Origin of the sequence: Burkholderia perseverans (genome assembly GCF_022870505.1) — a bacterium.
GTDB lineage: Bacteria > Pseudomonadota > Gammaproteobacteria > Burkholderiales > Burkholderiaceae > Burkholderia > Burkholderia plantarii.
In genome coordinates this window covers 741,453-760,347 of the sequence record NZ_CP045094.1, presented here as the reverse complement: position 1 = coordinate 760,347, position 18,895 = coordinate 741,453, and the positions used below count along the sequence as shown (strand labels likewise).

At 70.8% G+C, this 18,895-nt stretch carries 10 protein-coding genes; 2 read left to right on the top strand and 8 right to left on the bottom strand.

Annotation, left to right across the window (positions count from 1 at the left end):
• Window positions 1-139: 139 nt before the first annotated feature.
• The gene (locus BpN12_RS17935; RefSeq protein ID WP_246796847.1) at window positions 140-844 is read right to left on the bottom strand and encodes a DUF1796 family putative cysteine peptidase; all 705 of its coding nucleotides are present in this window, start codon (window positions 842-844) and stop codon (window positions 140-142) included.
• A 650-nt stretch (window positions 845-1,494) separates the two neighbouring features.
• On the opposite strand from BpN12_RS17935, the gene BpN12_RS17930 reads away from it, so the two are divergent.
• Window positions 1,495-3,117 (top strand): glycosyl hydrolase family 28-related protein, encoded by a 1,623-nt coding sequence (locus BpN12_RS17930; protein WP_246796845.1) that lies wholly within the window; start codon window positions 1,495-1,497, stop codon window positions 3,115-3,117.
• Window positions 3,118-3,204: 87 nt separating this feature from the next.
• Here the strand turns inward: BpN12_RS17930 and BpN12_RS17925 are convergent, their stop codons facing one another.
• The 7 genes from BpN12_RS17925 to BpN12_RS17895 are packed head-to-tail and all read right to left on the bottom strand — an operon-like array spanning window position 3,205 to window position 17,276.
• Window positions 3,205-3,864: a GNAT family N-acetyltransferase gene (locus BpN12_RS17925; protein WP_246796843.1), complete on the bottom strand. Its 660-nt coding sequence runs from the start codon at window positions 3,862-3,864 to the stop codon at window positions 3,205-3,207.
• A 12-nt stretch (window positions 3,865-3,876) separates the two neighbouring features.
• Entirely contained in the window at window positions 3,877-5,196 is a 1,320-nt protein-coding gene (locus BpN12_RS17920) for an aminotransferase class I/II-fold pyridoxal phosphate-dependent enzyme (RefSeq protein ID WP_246796841.1), read from the bottom strand.
• Between the two features lie 37 nt (window positions 5,197-5,233).
• Entirely contained in the window at window positions 5,234-6,157 is a 924-nt protein-coding gene (locus BpN12_RS17915) for a UDP-3-O-acyl N-acetylglycosamine deacetylase (RefSeq protein WP_246796840.1), read from the bottom strand.
• A complete protein-coding gene (locus BpN12_RS17910) occupies window positions 6,154-13,758 on the bottom strand; it encodes a type I polyketide synthase (RefSeq protein ID WP_246796839.1) in 7,605 nt (2,534 codons plus the stop codon). Before BpN12_RS17910 ends, BpN12_RS17915 begins: the two co-directional genes overlap by 4 nt.
• 2 nt (window positions 13,759-13,760) lie before the next feature.
• The gene (locus BpN12_RS17905) at window positions 13,761-15,269 is read right to left on the bottom strand and encodes an LTA synthase family protein (protein WP_246797929.1); all 1,509 of its coding nucleotides are present in this window, start codon (window positions 15,267-15,269) and stop codon (window positions 13,761-13,763) included.
• Between the two features lie 17 nt (window positions 15,270-15,286).
• Window positions 15,287-16,078, bottom strand: a complete 792-nt coding sequence (locus BpN12_RS17900) for an SDR family NAD(P)-dependent oxidoreductase (RefSeq protein WP_246796838.1) — start codon at window positions 16,076-16,078, stop codon at window positions 15,287-15,289.
• Window positions 16,071-17,276 carry a capsule biosynthesis protein gene (locus BpN12_RS17895; RefSeq protein WP_246796837.1) on the bottom strand — a complete coding sequence of 402 codons (1,206 nt, stop codon included), beginning with the start codon at window positions 17,274-17,276 and terminating at the stop codon, window positions 16,071-16,073. Before BpN12_RS17895 ends, BpN12_RS17900 begins: the two co-directional genes overlap by 8 nt.
• A 435-nt stretch (window positions 17,277-17,711) precedes the next feature.
• On the opposite strand from BpN12_RS17895, the gene BpN12_RS17890 reads away from it, so the two are divergent.
• Entirely contained in the window at window positions 17,712-18,839 is a 1,128-nt protein-coding gene (locus BpN12_RS17890; RefSeq protein ID WP_246796836.1) for a KpsE/RkpR family capsule polysaccharide export protein, read from the top strand.
• Window positions 18,840-18,895: the final 56 nt, after the last annotated feature.

Sequence of the window (18,895 nt, the reverse complement as noted above, 5' to 3'; positions counted from 1 at the left end):
ACTTCAGCGCAGCGTTTACAACCACTCCTTCCCCAAAACAAAAATGCCGTTCAGTTGCTTAACTGAACGGCATTAGCCCCGAGGGGCGGTTTTTCATTGGCGCAATGGGCGGCACCGGCGATCCGGCCGCCGGTGCCGGCTACGCAACGTGTTCCGGCTGGGCCAGTTCGACCGGCCTGACCGGGGCCCCGCTCCAGCGGATGTTGTGATATTCGAACAACTCGGTCCAGCCCTGGTTGCTGCCGGACCAGGTCTGATCGTCGTAATTGTTTACGACCGAGGTATAAACGCCGGGGAACGGATTGCCGTCGAGGCCGGCATGGTTGTTGTAGTCGTTCAGCAGCAGCAGGTTGACCTCGGCATTGGGCAGCATCGCGCGCGCCGCGGCCATAAAGCGATTCAGCAGGCCTTCGTCGAACATGGTGGTGTGCGGGTAGTGCTGCACCCAGCCGTGCGCGAAGCGCACGAACAGCACCTTGCCCGTCACGTTCAAGAGACGCGTCATCAAGTACGAGAACTTGCTGTTGTTGACCGCGCATTTGGTGCGCACCAGATACGGCGAATATTTGCCGTTGATTTTCGCTTCGTCGAAATCGTGATAGTGCATCAGGCCGTAGTGGCTGCACATGACGGCCGGGCCGGTAGGCTCCTCGACCACCCTCATGTTTTCCTCCTGGAAAATATGATTGAAGCCACTTTCGAACAACCGGACCAGCGCAATGGTCGGCGTCACCCACCAGTCGAGCGGATAGGCCTTGTCCACGCCGAAATGCCGACGGATCTGATATGCCGTCTGACAATGCCCCCCCAGGCTGATGAGATGGTCGAATTCCTGATTGATCATGTTACGGTCTCGCGATGGGTCCAAAGGAGCCCGCCACGGGCCCGTTCGCGCGACATTATCACAGTTCACCGGCATGGGGTAGGCGGGAAAAAGCACCCGGCGCGAACCGCTTCGACCCCGCCCGCCTTGGCTCGACAGCCCTTCGGGGCGGCACCGGCCGGGCACCGGAGGCGGACGAAAACCGGGCCGATCATTTTGATCAACGAAACATTCCCGCTTTCAAAATGAGGATGCGATACGCGCGAAAATCACGCCGCGCGGGCCCGGATATCCGCTCGATATCGACATCGTGACAATGGCCGGGTCATGACGTGCCGAGATCGTCAAGGATTTCGGCAACGACCCGAAATATCGCTTCGCATGCCAACCCGTCGCGTCGTGAATCGCGTGCCCGCGCCGCCGTCGCGATACGCCTTCCTCGCATCCGTATCGACGTCCGTGCCTCGCCGCCGATGACAACGCCGCGCCACACGTCGGCCCCATCATGGTGCCGACGCAGCCCGCGCGCCGGCCGGCGGGAACGCCGTGGCGCTCGCGCTGTCGCATCAACGCTGCCGTCCTTGTCGTCGCCGGACGCCAGCCACCGTGCGCAACATCCAGCCGACCGCCCCAACCGCGACCGGCTCCCGTTCCTCTTGCTTCGAGACTCGATGACTTTCCGCCTGATCACCGCGCTTCGCCATCTCGCGCTCGGCCTCTGGCTCGCCGGCGCGCTGTCGTCCGGCGCGCGCGCCGATACCGCCAGCGGCGCCGCATCGGCCCAGCAGCAGCTCGGTCAACTCCAGTACCGCGCCAGCGCCCCCGGCACGGTGGCTCGCCCGCTCGCGGACAAGCTGCGCGACGTGCTGAACTTCCGCGACTTCGGCGGCAAGTGCGACGGCACCAGCAACGACGACCGCGCGATGGACAACGCGCTCTCGCACCTCGCCAACGGCACCTCGCTGGTGTTCCCGGCCGGCACCTGCGTGTTCACCACGCCCAAGACGCTGCCGCTGGTGCAGAACGTGTCGATCCGCGGCGCCGGCGCGCGCCAGACGATCCTGCTCTACACGGGCCGCGACACGCGCTCGGACCTCTGGACCGTCGGCGACGGCAAGACCTCGATGACGGGCTGGTCGATCTCGGGGCTGCGCTTCGACTCCACCACCACGATGAGCGCGGGGGCCGCGCTGCATCTGCGCCGCATGCAGAACGGCAACGAGCTGGCCGACGTCGACGCGGGCGTGTTCACGCAATCCTCGCGCAAGCTGTTCAACGGCATCTGGCTCGACGACGTCAACGTCTTCAAGTACTCGGGCTTCAACCTGCAGGTGCAGAACGAGGCGCTGATGGTGAACGGCGCGCCGGGCAGCGACGAGGGCTCCGACGTCTATCTCGACAACGGCGCGATCACGTTCTCGAGAATCGCCTACCACGTGGGCGGCGGCCAGGGCGGCGTCTATTTCGGCAAGGTGCTGGCGTTCGGCAACGGCGTCAATTACCAGATCGACACGCGGCTCGTCGCGCGCCGCAACCGCGAGATCTTCTTCAGCGACCAGAGCATCTCGGACGGCGCCACCGACTACGGCGTCTGGATCGACGACGCGCTCACCTCGAACGCGCCGATCGTGATGAACGGCGCGTTCGCGTCGGCCGGCCAGCTCCAGCCGGGCGGCAAGGGCATCGAGATCTACGTCGAGAAATGGCCGGCGGGCCGCATCACGATGGGGCCGGGGCAGCTCTACAACGCGATCCACGACGGCATGCGCGTGGACGACCCCACCACCATCATCAGCATCGACGCGGGGCGCCACATCTTCAACAACGGCGGCTACGGCGTGAACGCGACGGTGCCGACCTCGAATCTCTACAGCCTGTCGCAATACATGGCGCGCAACCGGCTCGGCGACTACTCGCCGAACGTGCAGCTCGCGCCGTTCGAGGTCCACGCGGCGATGGCGGCCACCACCATCACCAACAGCCGCCAGACCATCGACAAGGCCTACCTGTTCAACGTGCCGGCCGATCACGGCAAGGTCGCGATTCCCGCCGGCACCCAGACGCTGCTGCTCGATCCGGCCGCGCCGCTCGACGAACTGGCGATCACGCTGCCTGCCTGCAACGCCGGCTACGACGGCTCGCTCGTGCGCTTCTCGTCGACGCGCCGGATCACGCGGCTCGCGCTGCAGGCGGCGGGCGGCTCGGTGGCCGCGCCGCCCGCCGCGCTGGCGGCCGGCGCAGGCCACCAGTACCTGTGCCGCGGCGAGAACACGACCTGGTATCCGCTCTATTGAAGTTCGACCGCCCGCCGGCGCGGGGCGGCGCGAATGCGCGGCCGGCAGCGGGCAGGAAAGAAAGGAAAGCGGCGGGACGCAGCCGGCTCAGGCGCCGCGCCGCCAGCGCATCCGCGTCGACACGAGTTCGCGCGGCAGCTTCGGCGCGGGCGGCTTCGCGCGCGCCAGCGCGACGAAGCCGAGCCGCCGGTACAGCGCGGCCGCGCGCGTGTTGCTGACCAGCACGTCGAGCACCACCTCGCGCCCCTCTTCGACCGCGGCCGCGATCGAACCGTGCCGGCAGGCATCCTCGAACAGCGCCGTGAACACCCCGGTGCCGCGCCAGCGCGCGTCGATCGCGCAATGCGCGACGTGCGTCTGCAAGCGCTTCGGCGCCGGCAGCTCGCCTTCGAGCACGAGCCCGCGCAGCAGGCTCGCCACCGTGTGGCGCAGCCCGAAGCGGCGCAACAGCAGCCAGGCCACGTGCGGATCGTCGAGCGCGATCACGCGCCCGTCGTGCGCGGCCAGCACGCCGGCCACGCTGCCGTCGGGCGCCACCGCCACGCGATGCCGGCGCCACGAGAAGCGCCCGTGCCTCGACGTGAATGCGCCGGCGAGAAACCCCACCATCGCTTCGTCGGGCACGCCGAGAAAGAAGCCGAACTCACGCACGCCGGAAGCCAGGATCAGCGGCGCGCAGGCCCGCGCGTCGTCGGGCCGGGCCGCGCGGAAGGTCCAGCCGGGCAGCGGAGCGTCGGGCGCGGACATGGCGGGCCGCCCCTAGCGCGCGAGCCGGGCCAGCGCGGCCACGGTACGCGTGATCTGCTCGGGCTCGTGCGTCGAGCAGATGAAGAAGCGCAGCCGCGCGGCCTTCTCCTCGACGGCCGGATAGAAGATCGGCTGCACGTTGATGCCCTCGTCGAACAGCGCGTTGGCCCAGCGCGCGGCCTTCAGCGAACTGCCGGTGATCACCGGCACCACCGCATAGCCCTCGCTGGTGCCGGTGTCGAGGCCCGCGGCGCGCGCCTCGTCGAGGAACTGCCGGCCCCGTTCGCGCAGCCGCGCGACGCGCTGCGGCTCGCGCCGCAGGATCTCGAGCGCGCTCAGCGAGGCGGCCGCGAGCACCGGCGCGAGGCCGACGCTGTAGAGGAAGCCCGGCGCCAGGTGGCGCAGCATGTCGGTGAGCGGCTGGCAGCCGGCGATGAAGCCGCCGCAGCCGGCCAGCGTCTTGCTGAGCGTGCCCATCCACAGGTCGACGTCCTCGGGGGCCACCGCGAAATGCTCGCGGATGCCGCGTCCGGTGGCGCCGAGCACGCCGAGCGAATGCGCCTCGTCGACGAGCAGGAACGCGCCGTGGCGGTTGCGGATCTCGACGAACTTCGGCAGGTCGGGGAAATCGCCGTCCATGCTGTAGAGCCCCTCGATCGCGATCAGCACGTTGCGATACTCGTGGCGCACGCGCGCGAGCAGCGCGTCGAGCGCGCGCCAGTCGTTGTGCGGGAAGCTCAAGCGCTTGGCGCCGCTCAGCTGCGCGCCCTGCACGATGCTGTTGTGGGCGAGCGAATCGTGGACGATCAGGTCGCCCTGCCCGAACAGCGAGCCGATCACGGTCACGTTGGTGGCGTGGCCGCTCACGAACACCACGCAGTCGTCGGTCTCGTAGAACGCCGCGAGCGCATGTTCGAGATCGCGCTGCACGGGCCGCTCGCCCGCCACCATGCGGCTCGCCGAGGCCGAGGTGCCATAGCGGTCGATCGCCTGCTTGGCGTGCGCCGTCACGGTGGCGTCGCCGGCCAGGCCCAGGTAGTTGTAGTTCGCGTAGTTCACGTACTCGCGCCCGCCGATCAGCGTGGTCGCGCCGGCGAGCCCGTCATGGACGCGGAAGAACGGCGACTCGACGCCGAGCGTCTCGCCCATCTCGCGCATGATTTTGAGCTGCTGGTATTGCGGCATCGACTCGAAGCGGCTGCGCGGCGATGCATGCTCGCCCGCCGCGGCCGGCGCCGGCACGGCGGCGGCACCGCCCTCGGTCACGCGGTCCAGTTGGCGCTTGAGCGCCTTCGCAGCGAGTTGCTGCCGGAGATGATCTCCCAATCCCATCGATTCGTTCGCCCGTAGCCTGATCAAGACCGCTATGTTACGCCGCGAACTCGGCCCATTCCCAGGCGTCGGGGCTGGACAGCAGCGCATCGACGAGCCGGAAGTTCATTTCGTGGCTCGGCCGCAACGCCGAGACGCGCGCGAGCAGCGGCGCGCCCGCCATCGCCAGGTCGCCCACCAGATCGAGCACGCGATGGCGCACGAATTCGTCGGGCAGGCGCATGCCGCCCAGCACGCGGCTGCCGACGATCGACGCGGTGCAGGAGGGCCGCGCGCCGCGCAGGATCGGCACGCCGCGCAGGTAGCCGGCGACGATCGCCGGCACCGCCCACTTGACGCGCCCGTAGGATCGCGACGGCGCGATTTCGGCGGCGAACGCGGCCGGCGTCATCGCGCCGGCCCAGTGCATCTCGCCGAAGCCCTTCAGGTCGTTGCGCACGCTCATCTCGTAGCGCGGCGCGGGTTCGAGCCGCATCTCGCGGCGCGCGCCGCCCTCGCCGTCGGCCACCGCGAGCGAGCGCGTGACGCGGATGAAGCGCTTCGGCGCGACCAGCGCACGGCGCCCGGCCGAGCGCAGCGCGTCGAGCCAGGGCGCGGCGCTGCCGTCGAGGATCGGCACTTCCTCGGCATCGAGTTCGACCGTGGCATGGTCGATCTCGCAGGCGAGCAGCGCCGCGAGCAGGTGCTCGACGGTGCGCACGCCCACCCCGTCGGGGCTGCGCAGCATGGTGCAGAGCGGCTGCGCGCGGCGCAGCGCCGGATCGACCGCGAAGCTGGCCAGCTCGCGCCCGCCGTTCATGCGGCGAAACCGGATGCCGCGCGTGGCGGGCTGATCGCCCGCCGCGGGCAGGATTCGCACCCGCACGCGCCGGCCCGTGTGCAGGCCGTGGCCGGCCAGCGCGAGCTCGCGCGCGAGCGTGCCCTGCGTCGCCTGCCAGCCGGCCGGCACGGCGCTCGTCACTGCGCCACCTCGAGCCTCGGCTTCTTGCCGCCCACCGGATCGTTGGCGGCGGCCTTCAGCGCGGCCTTCGCCTCGCTGTCGAGCGCGTGCTTCGCGGCCAGCGCGGCGACCTCGTCGAGCGCGCCGCCGTCGGCCGGCGCGCCGGCGCTGGCCTCCTCGGCCGCGATCGAATCGACGATCCGGCCGGCCAGCGACTGCACGGTCGCGCCGTCGGCGATCGCCATCACCGACAGCTTCACCTCGAACACTTCCTCGACCGCGAGGCCGAGCTCCATGCCCATCAGCGAATCCATGCCCATTTCGAGCACCGACTTGTCGAGCGCGATGCGCTCCGGCGTCATGTGCAGAATCCGCGCGATCTGCGCGCGCAGCGTCTCCGAGACGAACGCCACCGCTTCCTCGCGCGGCAGCGCGGCGACCTGCTCGCGCAGTTCGTCGCCGCCGTCGCGCGACGCGTCGCTGCCGGGCCGCGTCTGCATCAGCGCGTAGCGGCGCGCGTTGGCGGCCGGCATGCCGCGCGCGAGCGCCTGCCAGTCGATGCGCACCACCGCCTCGCCGGCGCGGCCGTCCAGCAGCGCGCGTTCGAGCGCGTCGAGCGCCTCGGCCGAGCTGATCGAGGCGCCGCCGATACGCGCCTGCAGCGCCTCGCGCGTGCTGTCGTTGCGGGCCAGGAAGCCGACGTCGTCGAGCGGCCCCCACGCCATGAAGGTGGCCGGCAGCCCCGCCGCGCGGCGGTGCGCGACCAGCGCCTCGAGGAAGCTGTTGGCCGCCACGTAGCTGGCCTGGCCGGGATTGCCGAGATAGGTGGTGGCCGACGAATAGACCACGAACCAGTCGAGCGGCGCGCCGCGCGTGGCGCGATGCAGGTTCCAGGCGCCTGCCACCTTCGGCGCGAGCACGGCCTCGAAGCGCGCGTCGTCGAGATTGCGCACCAGGCCATCGTCGATCTGCATCGCCGAGTGCAGCACGCCCTTGAGCGGCGTGCCGCGCGCGGCGATCCGCGCGACCAGCGCGTCGAGTGCCGCCGCATCGGTCACGTCGCAGGCCGCGACCTCCACCGCCACGCCGAGCGTCTCGCGCCACTGCGCGACCTCGGCCGCGCTGGCCTCGGCCAGCGTGCCGCCGCGGCTCGCCAGCGTCAGGTGCCGCGCGCCGCGCTCGACCAGGCGCCGCGCGGTGGCGAAGCCCAGGCCGCCCGTGCCGCCGATCACCAGATAGGCGCCGGCCGGATCGAGCGCGAGCGCGGGCCGCGCGGCCAGGCCGCGCGTGGGCGCCGGCGTGCCGGACGGATAGGTGACCAGCACCTTGCCGATCTGGCGCGCCTGCTGCATGTAGCGGAACGCGTCCTCGGCGCGCTCGGCCGGGAACGCGCGGTACGGCAGCGGGTGCAGCACGCCGCCGGCGAACAGCGCCATGACCTCGCCGAACAGGCGCGCGGTCAGCTCGGGCAGCACGCCCATCAGCTGGTCGGCATCGATGCCGAAGTAGCTGATGTTGTTGCGGAACGGACGCAGCCCGATGTGGCTGTTCTCGTAGAAGTCGCGCTTGCCGAGTTCGAGGAAGCGGCCGAACGGGCGCAGCGTGTCGATGCTGCGCACCATCGCCTCGCCCGCCAGCGAGTTCAGCACGATGTCGATGCCCTGCCCGCCCGTCATCGCGCGAACCTGGTCGGCGAACGCAAGGCTGCGCGAATCGAGCACGTGATCGGCGCCGAGCAGACGCGCGAACTGGCGCTTCTCGTCGCTGCCGGCGGTGGCGAATACCTCGGCGCCGAAATGGCGCGCGATCTGGATCGCCGCGATCCCCACGCCGCCCGCGCCGCCGTGGACCAGCACGCGTTCGCCGCGGCGCACGCGCGCCAGCTCGACCAGCGCGTAATAGGCGGTGAAGAAGGTGGTCGGCACGGTGGCCGCCTCCTCGAACGACATCGCGGCCGGCTTCGCCGCGATCGCCTCGGCGCGCGTCACCACGCGCGTGGCGAACGAGGCCGGCGCGAAGCCGAGCACCGCGTCGTCGGGGGCGAACGCCGTGACCGCGCGGCCCACGCGCAGCACGCGCCCGGACAGCTCCATGCCGATCGTCGCGCCCGCGAAGCCGTTCTCGACGGCCTCGTCGGACAGCAGCCCCATCGCATACATCACGTCGCGGAAATTGAGGCCGGTGGCCATCGGCTCGATCTCGACCTCGTCGTCGGCGAGCGCGCGCGGCGCCTGCGCGAACCATTCGAGGTTGCGCAGCGAGCCCGGCGCGTCGAACGCGAGCACCGCCGGCGCGTGGGCCGCGAGCGGCGCGCGCGCGGCCGCGCGTTCGGCGCTCAGCATGCGCGGCACCTGGCGGCCGGCCGGCGTGAGCAGCACCTCTTCCTCGGCCACGTCGATCAGCAGCTCGCGCGCGAGCCGCATCACCTCGACACCGGCCGCCGGATCGACGTCGATCAAGCGGCAGCCGAGTTCGGGATGCTCGTTGGCGAGCACGCGCCCGAGGCCCCACAGCGTCGCCTGGGCCGGGTCGCCCGCGACCGCGCCGTCGAACGGCGCGCCGCCGCGCGTGATTACCGACAGCCGCACGCCGGCCGCGTAATGGGCGGCGTCGAGCGAGCGCACCAACGCGGCCAGCGCGATCGCGCCGGAGCGCTGCGCCTGCATCAGGCGCTCGGCCGGCACGTCGGCGCCGAGCCGCAGCGCGGGCGCGCAGAACACCACGTGGGTCGGATCGGTGGCCGGCATGGTCGCGATGAAATCGGCGGCCTGCCGCGCCTCGACGGTCTCGACCACGTGGCCGGCATGCGTCAGCGCGTCGGCCAGCAGCGCGCCGACCGGCGCCTCGTCGTCGGCCGCGGTGACGATCACCCATTGCTCGGCGCGCTCGAGCGCGTCGAGGCTGTCGTCGTCGGGCTCGGCGGCCTCGCCGGCCAGCGGCCGGCGCGCGATCACGAGGCTCGGCGTGCCCTCCAGTTCGAGATCCTGCTCGGCGTGGCGCACCACCTCGACGAGGCCCGCGCGCTCGCAGAGCGCGACGAGTTCGGCCGGCGTCAGCGACGCGGTGCGGCCGTCGCCGGACTGCAGCCCGAACACGATGTCGGCGAAACGGTTGCGGCGCGACTCGGCCAGCACCAGCAGCCCGCCCGGCGCGACCCAGGCGCCGATCGAGGCCAGCACGTCGACCGGCTCGGGGCGGCCGGCCAGCGCGCGATCGACCAATACCAGGTCGTACAGTTCGTGCGGATCGGCCTTCAGCGCGAAGCGCTCGCCCGTCACCTGCGCCACCGTGGTGATACCCGGCGACGCATCGGCGTCGAACGCGGCGAGCTGGTCGGCCGTGCCGACGATGGTGCGCTCGCAACGATCACCCGGCACGCGCATCGCGAGCGGGCGCAGCACGTCGCCGCGCGTGGATTCGATCTCGAGCAGGCGCAGGCGGCGCGCCTCGCGCCAGCCGTCGATCGCCGACATCGCGCAGGCCTGCATGATCGCGTGCGTGTGCTCCCAGGTCGGCGAGGCGTCGAAGAACTGCTCGACCAGGCTGCGGCCGGTGGCCGACAGCACGCGCGAGCGTTCGAGTTCGCCCTTCAGCACGCGCGGCAGCGCCGCGCCGCAATGCGCGAGCAGCGTCAGCTCGGCGACGTGATGCGGCGACTCGGCGAGCAGGCCGCGCCACAGTTCGTCGAGCGGCGGCAGCGCCGCGCAGGCTTCGTCGTCGCGCACCAGGCGCTCGCCGTCGCGACGCGCGAGGCCGTCCTCGATCAGGATTTCGGCGAGCCGCGCGATGAGCGGCGCCTGCGGATGGGTGGGCAGCAGCGGCGCCGCGAACGCGTCGATCGCGTCGAGCCCGCGCAGCGCGTAGAGACTCGCCAGCACGTCGAGCAACGGCAGCATCTCGGTCAGGTGCTGGCCGCGGCGCGCGCCGTCCTCGCTGGCCGCGACGCGCGCGGCGGCGTCGTGCAGCAGCACGGCCGGCGCCGGCAGCATGTCGGCACGCGCCTCGTCGGGCAGCGGCCGGTGTTCGAGCGCGTAGACGAAGCGCGACGGCGCGTGATGGCGGCGACCGAGCAGATCGACGCGGCGGAACCGGCAGGCGGCGAGCCGTGCCGTCACGGCGCCGTGGGCATCGAGGAATTCGAAGCTGGCGACCACCGAATGCGGGCTGCGCCGGTCGATGCGCACCAGCACGCGCTCGATCGCGTCGCCGCGCAGGAAGTCGACGCGGCCGATCTGCACCGGCACGTAGGCCGCGTGGTCGCCGTCGCCGGCATGCGCGCCGAGCAGCGCGAACAGCGGATGGAAACCGCTGTCCATCAGCGCCGGATGCAGGTGGTAGGCGGCCAGCGCGGCCGCGTCGCCACACGCGGCGGGCGCCGCGAGTTCGGCCAGCGCGAGTTCGTGCCGGATCCGCACGCCGCGCACCCAGCGGAACGCGGGACCGTATTCGAGGCCGATCGTCGAGGTGCCGCCGTACAGCGTCGCGCCATCCAGCACCGGTTGCGCGCGCAACGAATCGAGCAGCGCGCCGGACACCGTCGTGCGCGCGTCGAGCGTGCAGCCGCTCGCGAGCAGGCGCCCGGTCACGTTCAGCGTCCACGGCGTGTCGCTCATGCGGTCGCGCGTCTCGATCGTGAAGATCGCCGTCTCGGGCTCGATCTGGAAGCGGAACAGCTTGGCCTGCTGCGGCTGGAACACCACCGGCGCGCGGATCTCGACGTTTTCGAGCGCGCAGCTGTCGGATTCGAAGTAGACGCGCGCGGCGGCCAGCGCCATCTCGACGTAGCCGGCGCCCGGGAACGCTACGCCGCCGTCCACCACGTGGTCGGCCAAGAGCGGCAGCCGGACCGGATCGAGCTGGTTCTCCCAGCCGAACGCGAGTTCGTGCAGCCGGTAGCCGAGCAGCGGATGTTCGCGGCGGCGGTTGACGAGGTTGTAGGCCTCGACGCTCGGCTCCAGCCAGTAGTGCTCGTGCTGCCACGCGTAGGTCGGCAGCGCCACGGGCGGCGCGGCCGGCGCGAAGCGTTCGACCTCGACGGCCGCGCCATGCGCGACGGCCGACAGGATCGCGGCCTCCAGCGTCGCGGCGCTGCCCTGCTGGCGCTTCAGCGTCGGCAGCACGGCGCCCTGCGCCTGCGCGGCCAGCAGCGCGTTCTTCATGTAGCTGCGCAGGATCGAGTGCGGCGCGACCTCGATGAACACCGTCACGCCGTCGGCGATCAGGCTCGCGATGCCGTCGCCGAAGCGCACCGGCTCGCGGATGTTGCGCCACCAGTAGCCCGCGTCGAGCGCGGTGCCGTCGAGCCGCGCGCCCGTCACGGTGGACACGAAGCTGCCGTCGCCGGCGCGCGGCGCGAGCCCGGCCAGCTCGTCGCGCACGATCGTCTCGATCCCGTCCATCCGGCGGCTGTGGAATGCGTAGTCGAGATCGAGCATCTGGAAGAAGCGCCCGCTCTCGCGCTGCGCCGCCTCGATCGACTGCAGCGCCTGCAGCGAGCCGGCCAGCGTGACCGCCTCGGCGCTGTTCACGCCGGCCACCTCGACCAGCGCGGTCAGGCCCAGGCGCGCGATCAGGTCGTTGGCGGCCGCCTCGCTGAGGCCCGCCGCGGCCATCCGGCCGCTGCCGCGCGTGGTGCCCTGGGCGCGGCTGCGGATCTTGATCACGCGCACCGCGTCGGCCAGCGAAAGGATCTGCGAGGCCCAGGCGGCGGCAATCTCGCCGACGCTGTGGCCGATCGTAGCGTCGCAGCGGAGGCCGCGCGCGTCGAGCACGCGCGTCAAGCCCACCTGGATCGCGAACAGCAGCGGCTGCGCGTTCTCGGTAGCCGCAAGCCATTCCGCGCTCGCGCCGCGGCGCATCACCTCGACCAGCGAGGCGCTGCCGTCGGCGCGCCAGAGCGCGTCGACCTCGTCGAGCGCGGCGCGGAACAGCGGCTCCTCGTCGTACAGCTGCTGGCCCATGCCGGCCCACTGGCAGCCGTTGCCCGAGTAGACGAAGGCGACCCGGCCGGGATCGGCCGGCGCCTCGCCGCGCACCACGCAGGCGGGCAGCTCGGCGGCGCCGGCGGCCAGCGCCGCGAGCGCGGCGCGCCCTTCCTCGTCGCTGGCCGGCGCGATCACGAGCCGGTGCGTGAACCACTGGCGGCGCCGTGCGGCGGTGGCCGCGACCGACTGCCAGTCGGCGCCCTGCTCCAGCACGGCGAGATAGCGCGCGGCGAGCGCGGCGAACGCCTGCGGCGTGCGCGCGCTCAGCAGCAGCGGCGAGCGGCGGGCGGCCGGCGCCGACGCGGCAGGCTGGGCGGCAGCCGCGGCGCCGGCTTCGACCACCGCCGGTGCCTCGGTCAGCACGATGTGCGCGTTGGTGCCGCCGAAGCCGAACGAGTTCACGCCGACCGTGAGCGGCGCGTCGCCGGCCGCGTCGAGCGGCGTGTAGCGATCGGCCACGCGCAGCCGGCCGCCCTCGAAATCGATTGCGGGATTCGGCGTCACGAAGTGCAGCGAGCGCGGCACCGCGCGGTGCTTCAGGCACAGCACGGCCTTGAGCAGCCCGGCCATGCCGGAAGCGGTTTCGAGGTGGCCGATGTTGGTCTTGATCGAACCGATCAAGAGCGGCTTGTCGGCCGGGCGGCCCGCCGACATCACGTCGATCAGCGCGCGCGCCTCGATCGGGTCGCCCACCGCGGTGCCGGTGCCGTGCGCCTCGAGATACGACACCGACAGCGGATCGATGCCGGCGCGCGCGTAGACGCTGCGCAGCAGCGCGGCCTGGGTGGCCGCGCCCGGCACGCTGATGCCGCCCTGCGTGAAGCCGTCGGAGTTCACGCCGGAGCCGGCGATCACCGCGTGGATCGTGTCGCCGTCGGCGAGCGCGCGCTCGAGCGGCTTGAGCAGCACGAACGCGCCGCCCTCGGAGCGCACGTAGCCGTCGCCGCTCGCGTCGAACGCGCGGCAGCGGCCGCGCGGCGAAAGCATCGAGGCCTTCGAGAAGCTGACGAAGCCGAACGGGTGCATCAGCAGGTTCACGCCGCCGGCCAGCGCCATCTCGGCCTCGCCCGAACGCAGCGCCTGCACCGCCTGGTGCAGCGCCACCAGCGACGACGAGCAGGCGGTGTCGATCGACAGGCTCGGGCCGCGCAGGTCGAACAGGTAGGACACGCGGTTCGAGGCGATGCTGAGCGTGTTGCCGGTGGCCGAGTACGGATCGACCGAGTTCAGGTCGTCCACGCTGCGATTGCCGTAGTCGGGGCTCGCCACGCCGACGAACACGCCGCAATGGCTGCCGCGCAGATCCTGCGGGCGCAGCCCGGCATGCTCGAAGGTTTCCCAGGCGAGCTCGAGCAGGAGCCGCTGCTGCGGGTCCATCTGGCTCGCCTCGCGCGGCGAGATGCCGAAGAACGCCGCGTCGAAGCCGGCGATGTCGTCGAGGACGCCCGCCGAGAACGTGTAGCTCTTGCCGGCCTCGCGCTTGGACGGATGCTGATAGAACTCCGTGCCGAAACGCTCGGCCGGGATCTGCGTCACCGCATCACGCTCGGCGCGCAGCAGGCTCCAGAGCGCGTCCGGACTGTTGGCACCCCCGGGAAAGCGGCATGCGATCCCAACAATTGCAATCTTTCCGTTCATCTTTATGTCGTTTTCTCTGATGCCTGCGACCCATCCATGCGACTTTCCTGTTGTTGCGTCGCCAGCAACAGCAGGCCACCCAGTTGCTCGGCCCGCACATTCCGGCGCTCCGGCCCCTTCGTCCCGTCATTACGCCAGATGAAAAAATCGCTGTGTTCCGGATTGCTGTCCAGACGATCGAAAACCTGAGACAAGGCGGGGACGTGATCGCCGTAGAAGCAGACCACCGCTTCCCGGCGGCTCGAACGCAGATGATCCAGCAAGCGGCCGAGCATTGCATCCGCATTTTCAATATGTCGCAAATAAGCCGTCAGGTCGCGCCACGGCGCGCCGTCGCCGAGAGTATGACGGTTCGCCGATTCCCCCGGCAAAACTGTTTCGAGATGTAACGGGCCGTGGTTTTCCATGGTCATCGCGAACACGAAGCGCGGTTCGTCGCCGGGCGCCGCCAGTGTCTCGATGATGGCATCGGCGACGGCCGCGTCCGAAACATAGGGACCGGCGCGCGACGCGCCCGCGAAGTGCCCGATGTCGAGGAAGCGCGAGAAGCCCAGCAAGGGGAATACCCGGTCGCGCCCGAAAAAGTCGGCGTAATACGGATGGATCGCCACCGTGCGGTAGCCGCCGCGGCCGAACCAGGCCGCCAGCGACGCGCACTGTCGTCTGACGAATGCATACGGATAGAAGCGCGCGTAGCCGAGCGCGGCCTGGCCCGTGCCCATCAGCACCGCGAACTCGGTGCGCATGGTGTTGGCGCCCCAGGCCGGCACCTCCAGCTCGCCGTGCCAGAGCGCCTCGCGGCGCGCCTCGTCGAAGCGCGCGAGGAGGCCGGGGGCGATCGCCGCGCCGAGCCGGCGCGCGTCGAAGAACGATTCGCTCTGGATCACGATCACGTCGGGCCGGTGGCGCGGCGCGCCGTTCGCGTAGGGGCTCGCCGCCAGCGCCTCGCGAAAGCGGCGCAGCGTGGCCGGCCGCAGGCCGTTCAGCAGATAGGCGACGAATACCGCGAGGAAGCCGTGGCGGCGCTGGTCGATGCCGGCGTCGAGCGTGAGCGGCAGTGCGGCGGCCACCCGCAGCGCGAGCCCGAACGCCAGCACCGCGACCGGCAGCGAGACCGACGCGGGATAAGGCGGCGCGGGCCGCTCGGCGATGAAGCCCGCGATCACGAGCACGATGCCCGCCCCGATCGCGACGACCTTGCCGATGCTGAGAAACGGCAGATACAGCCGTGGATGGGAGAACAACTGGCTGAACAGGCTGAGGTCGGTGAAGACGAACGGCTCGCGCAACGACTCGTACTTCGCATTGCTGACGGCCGCGAGGAGACCGACGAGCGCGAGCGTCGCGCAGGCCGAGAAGATCGGCCGCGACGTCGCGGCCATCGTCAGGTCGGCGACGCAATATACGGCAAGAATGTGAAGCAATGACGACAGCCACGGCCGGCGCCAACGCCCGCGCGGCAGCGCGATGCGCTCGAGCGCGAACGACGGCGCCGCCGTGAGCGCGAACACGAGGCCGGGGAGCAGGCTCAATTGGCCGCGTCCTCGGCGGGCAGGTACGACAGGCGGCCGAGGATCGCGTCGGCCAGCGCGGCCGGCAGCAGCGGCAGCAGGCGCATGCCGAACGCCAGCAGCGCCGGGAACGCGATCTCGGCGCGGCCCGCGTCGAGCCCGCGCCGGATATGGGCGGCGGCGCGCTCGGCGCTCCACAGGAACGGCTTGTCGCCCGGGAACACGTCGCTCATCGCGGTCTTCACGAAGCCGGGCAGCACTACCGTCACGCGCACCCCGTCGCGCGCCAGCAGCGGGCGCACCGAATCGCCCCAGGCCTTGATCGCGGCCTTGCTCGCGCAGTAGGCGGGCGAGATCGCCATGCCGCGCAGCGCGGCCAGCGAGCTGACCAGCACCACCCGCCCGGCGCGGCGCGCGCGCATTCGCTCGAGCACCGGCAGCACGGTGTGGATCGCGCCGTAGAAATTGGTGTCGACCACGCGTGCGGTGCGTTCGAGCCCTTCCCAGTCGGCCGCCGAGCCGATCGTGCTGGCCACCCCGGCGTTCGCGATCAGCAGCTCGATCGGATGACGCGCGTCGAACGCATCGAGCCAGGCGCCGGTCGCGGCGGCCTCGCGCAGGTCCAGCACGCCCGCCTCCACCTCGGCGCCGCGCGCGCGGCAGGCCGCGGCGGCGGCCTCGACGCGTTCGCGGTCGCGCCCGACCAGGCCGAGCGTGACGCCGGGCCGGGCGTAGGCGAGCGCGAGCGCGCGCCCGAGCCCGGCGCTCGCGCCGGTGATCACGACGTGGCGGGGGTTCGGCTCAGCCATCCGCGCGGTCCAGCCGGTCGGCCGCGCCCGCCACCGCCATCGCGATGCCGGTGCGCGTGTAGAAATCGCCGTTGATCTGCGTGTGGTGCATCACGTAGTCGAGGAACGCATGGTAGAGGTCCATGTCGGGCTGTTCACGCTGGTGCCAGAAGTCGTCGAGCGTGCCCTGCCAGGTCAGCCCGGGCAGATTGTAAATGGCCGTGCCCAGCGCGATCAGCGGGCGTTCGTGGTGCAGCGCCGACAGCCCCACCGTGCTGTTCACCACCACCACGCCGCGCGCGTGCTCGAGCAGCGTCGGCAGATGGCCCGCGTTGATGAACGCCACCCGCTCCGCCACGCCTTCCTCGGCCGCGACGCGCTGCGCGAAACGCCGGTATTCGATCATCCCGGTGTCGAGCGGATGGTTCTTGATCAGCAGCAGCGCGTCGGCCGGCGCGTGGCGCGCGAACGAGCGCACCACCTGCCCGATCGCCTCGCGCACGCCCGCGAACGGCGAATGCACGACGATCTGCGCGTCCGAATTCAGTTGCAGCGGAAACAGGTAGTACGGCTTGCCGCCGCCCAGCACCGTGCGCGTCACGGCTTCGGCATGGCGGTGGTGCCGGCCCTGCATCAGCGCCCGGAACGCGAGCCCGGTGTATTCGACCAGGCCGTTCCTCGGACGATGGCTGCGGTAGCGCGGAAACCGCCATGCCAGCACGGCGTTGGCGACCCGATAGGTGATGTCGTGGAAGACCCGCTCGTAGAGGTTGTAGCCGGTCGGCCTGCCGGGCGCGGCGGGCGGCGTGACCACGTGCGAGCCGAGGTAGGCGGCGGGATCGGACGGCATCAGCGAGCGGCCGTTCACGCCATGGCGCTCGAGCGTGATCCAGTGGGGGCGCACGTAACCCTCCTCGAACACGTGAACGCGCAGGCCGAAACGCTCGGCGACGGGATGCAGGTGACGGTGAATCTCGCGGCAGTCGCCGAACATCAGCACATCGGTGATGCGCTCGCGACTGACGATCTCAGCGTACCACAGCGGCAGATCGGACAATTTTCCGCAATAGTTCAGCGCATGCTTAGTTCTGCCATAGAACCAGTCGCCACCGCAAAAATTGACACGGCGCACGGCGTGGCCGCGCGAAGCCAGCGTATCGGCGAGCCGGCTGAAGAACAGGGAAGCGGTGCCTTGCAGCACGAGAAATGAGCGAGGCATCTAGACGCCGGAAACCGTTCCTGCGGCGGATGGTGTGACGCCGTGGGGAACCGGCACCGCCCAGACCACCTTGATGATTGACCCTGGAGCCGACGAAGCGTCGGAGCGAACGCCACGGACCACCCCCGCGCGAACCGCAAACCGCGATTGTATCGCGAGCGGGCGTGGCATGTGGTCACAATCATGTCGAGTCGATATAATCGTTGCTCCCTTGAAGCGAGGGAATTCGCGCGTTCGCCGGCGCCCGCGGGCCTTGCCTGCCACCGGCGGGCGCGCCATGCGTCCCTGCTGCCGGGGCGCCGCCCAGGGCATGGCGGCGAACCCGGGCCGAGTTCTCATCCGCCCGTCACAAAGCCGCTGCACAATCGTGGCCCGGCGCGCGGATCACCACCTCACTGTTTTGGATGGAAGAAGTTGGGACACACACCAGATAACGTGACGTCGTCGAACCCGAAACCTCGTGGCATCGTCGGCCGGCTCAGGAAGGTCAACCGCCTGTTCGCGGTCACGGTGGCGCTGCCGACCGCGCTCGCGGTCATCTATTTCGGCCTGTTCGCCTCCGACATCTACGTGTCCGAGTCGCGCTTCGTGGTGCGCTCGGCCTCGCACCAGTCGCAGCCGAGCGTGATGGGCGCGCTGCTGCAGGGCTCGTCGCTCGGCCACTCGCAGGACGACACCTACCCGGTGATCGACTACATCCAGTCGCGCGACGCGCTGCGCGAACTCGACCGCAACGACTACATCCTCAAGGCGTATTCCGAGCACGGCGACTGGCTCAGCCACTTCAACCGTGCGTTCGACGACAGCTTCGAATCGCTCTGGAAATACTACGAACACCGTATCGTCAACGTCGACCTGGACTCGACCTCCGGCATCGCGACGCTGCAGGTGCGCGCCTACTCGGCCGCCGACGCCGAGCGCATCAACTCGACGCTGCTCGACATCAGCGAACATCTGATCAACCGCATGAACGACCGCGCCGCGGCCGACACGGTGCGCTTCGCGCAGGCCCGCGTCGACCAGGCGGCGGCGCGCGCCAAGGACGCCGCGGCGGCGATGGCGGCCTACCGGAACTCGAACACCGTGTTCGATCCGGACAAGCAGTCCACACTGCAGCTGCAACAGGTCACGACGCTGCAGAACCAGCTGCTCGCGGCCCGCACCGAGTTGCTGCAGCTGCAGACCATTTCCCCGAAGAATCCGCAGATCCCGGTGCTGCAGACCAACATCGCCTCGCTCGAGAAGCAGATCAAGGACGCCACCAGCAACGTCACGGGCGGCCGGGGCTCGCTGTCGGACAAGGCCGCCACCTACGCGCGCATCCAGCTCGAATCGCAGTTCGCCGACAAGCAGCTGGGCGCGGCCATGACGGCGCTCGAGAACGCGCAGGACGACGCGCAGCGCAAGCAGCTCTACCTCGAGCGGCTGGTGCAGCCGAACACGCCCGACGTGGCCACCGAGCCCAAGCGGCTCAAGCTCACGTTCGAGGTGTTCGCGCTCGGCATGATCGTGTGGGGCGTGCTGAGCCTGCTGCTGGCCGGCATCCGCGAACACCACGACTGATGCGCCGGCGCTTCGTCATGCATGCCGCGGCCGGTTCGTCCGGCCGCGTCGACCGC

Excerpts from the sequence above, each read along its gene's own strand:
- BpN12_RS17925 (WP_246796843.1), bottom strand. The coding sequence starts at position 3,864 with ATGTCCGCGCCCGACGCTCCGCTGCCCGGCTGGACCTTCCGCGCGGCC.
- BpN12_RS17930 (WP_246796845.1), top strand. The coding sequence starts at position 1,495 with ATGACTTTCCGCCTGATCACCGCGCTTCGCCATCTCGCGCTCGGCCTC.
- BpN12_RS17935 (WP_246796847.1), bottom strand. The coding sequence starts at position 844 with ATGATCAATCAGGAATTCGACCATCTCATCAGCCTGGGGGGGCATTGT.
- BpN12_RS17920 (WP_246796841.1), bottom strand. The coding sequence starts at position 5,196 with ATGGGATTGGGAGATCATCTCCGGCAGCAACTCGCTGCGAAGGCGCTC.
- BpN12_RS17900 (WP_246796838.1), bottom strand. The coding sequence starts at position 16,078 with ATGGCTGAGCCGAACCCCCGCCACGTCGTGATCACCGGCGCGAGCGCC.
- BpN12_RS17895 (WP_246796837.1), bottom strand. The coding sequence starts at position 17,276 with ATGCCTCGCTCATTTCTCGTGCTGCAAGGCACCGCTTCCCTGTTCTTC.
- BpN12_RS17910 (WP_246796839.1), bottom strand. The coding sequence starts at position 13,758 with ATGAACGGAAAGATTGCAATTGTTGGGATCGCATGCCGCTTTCCCGGG.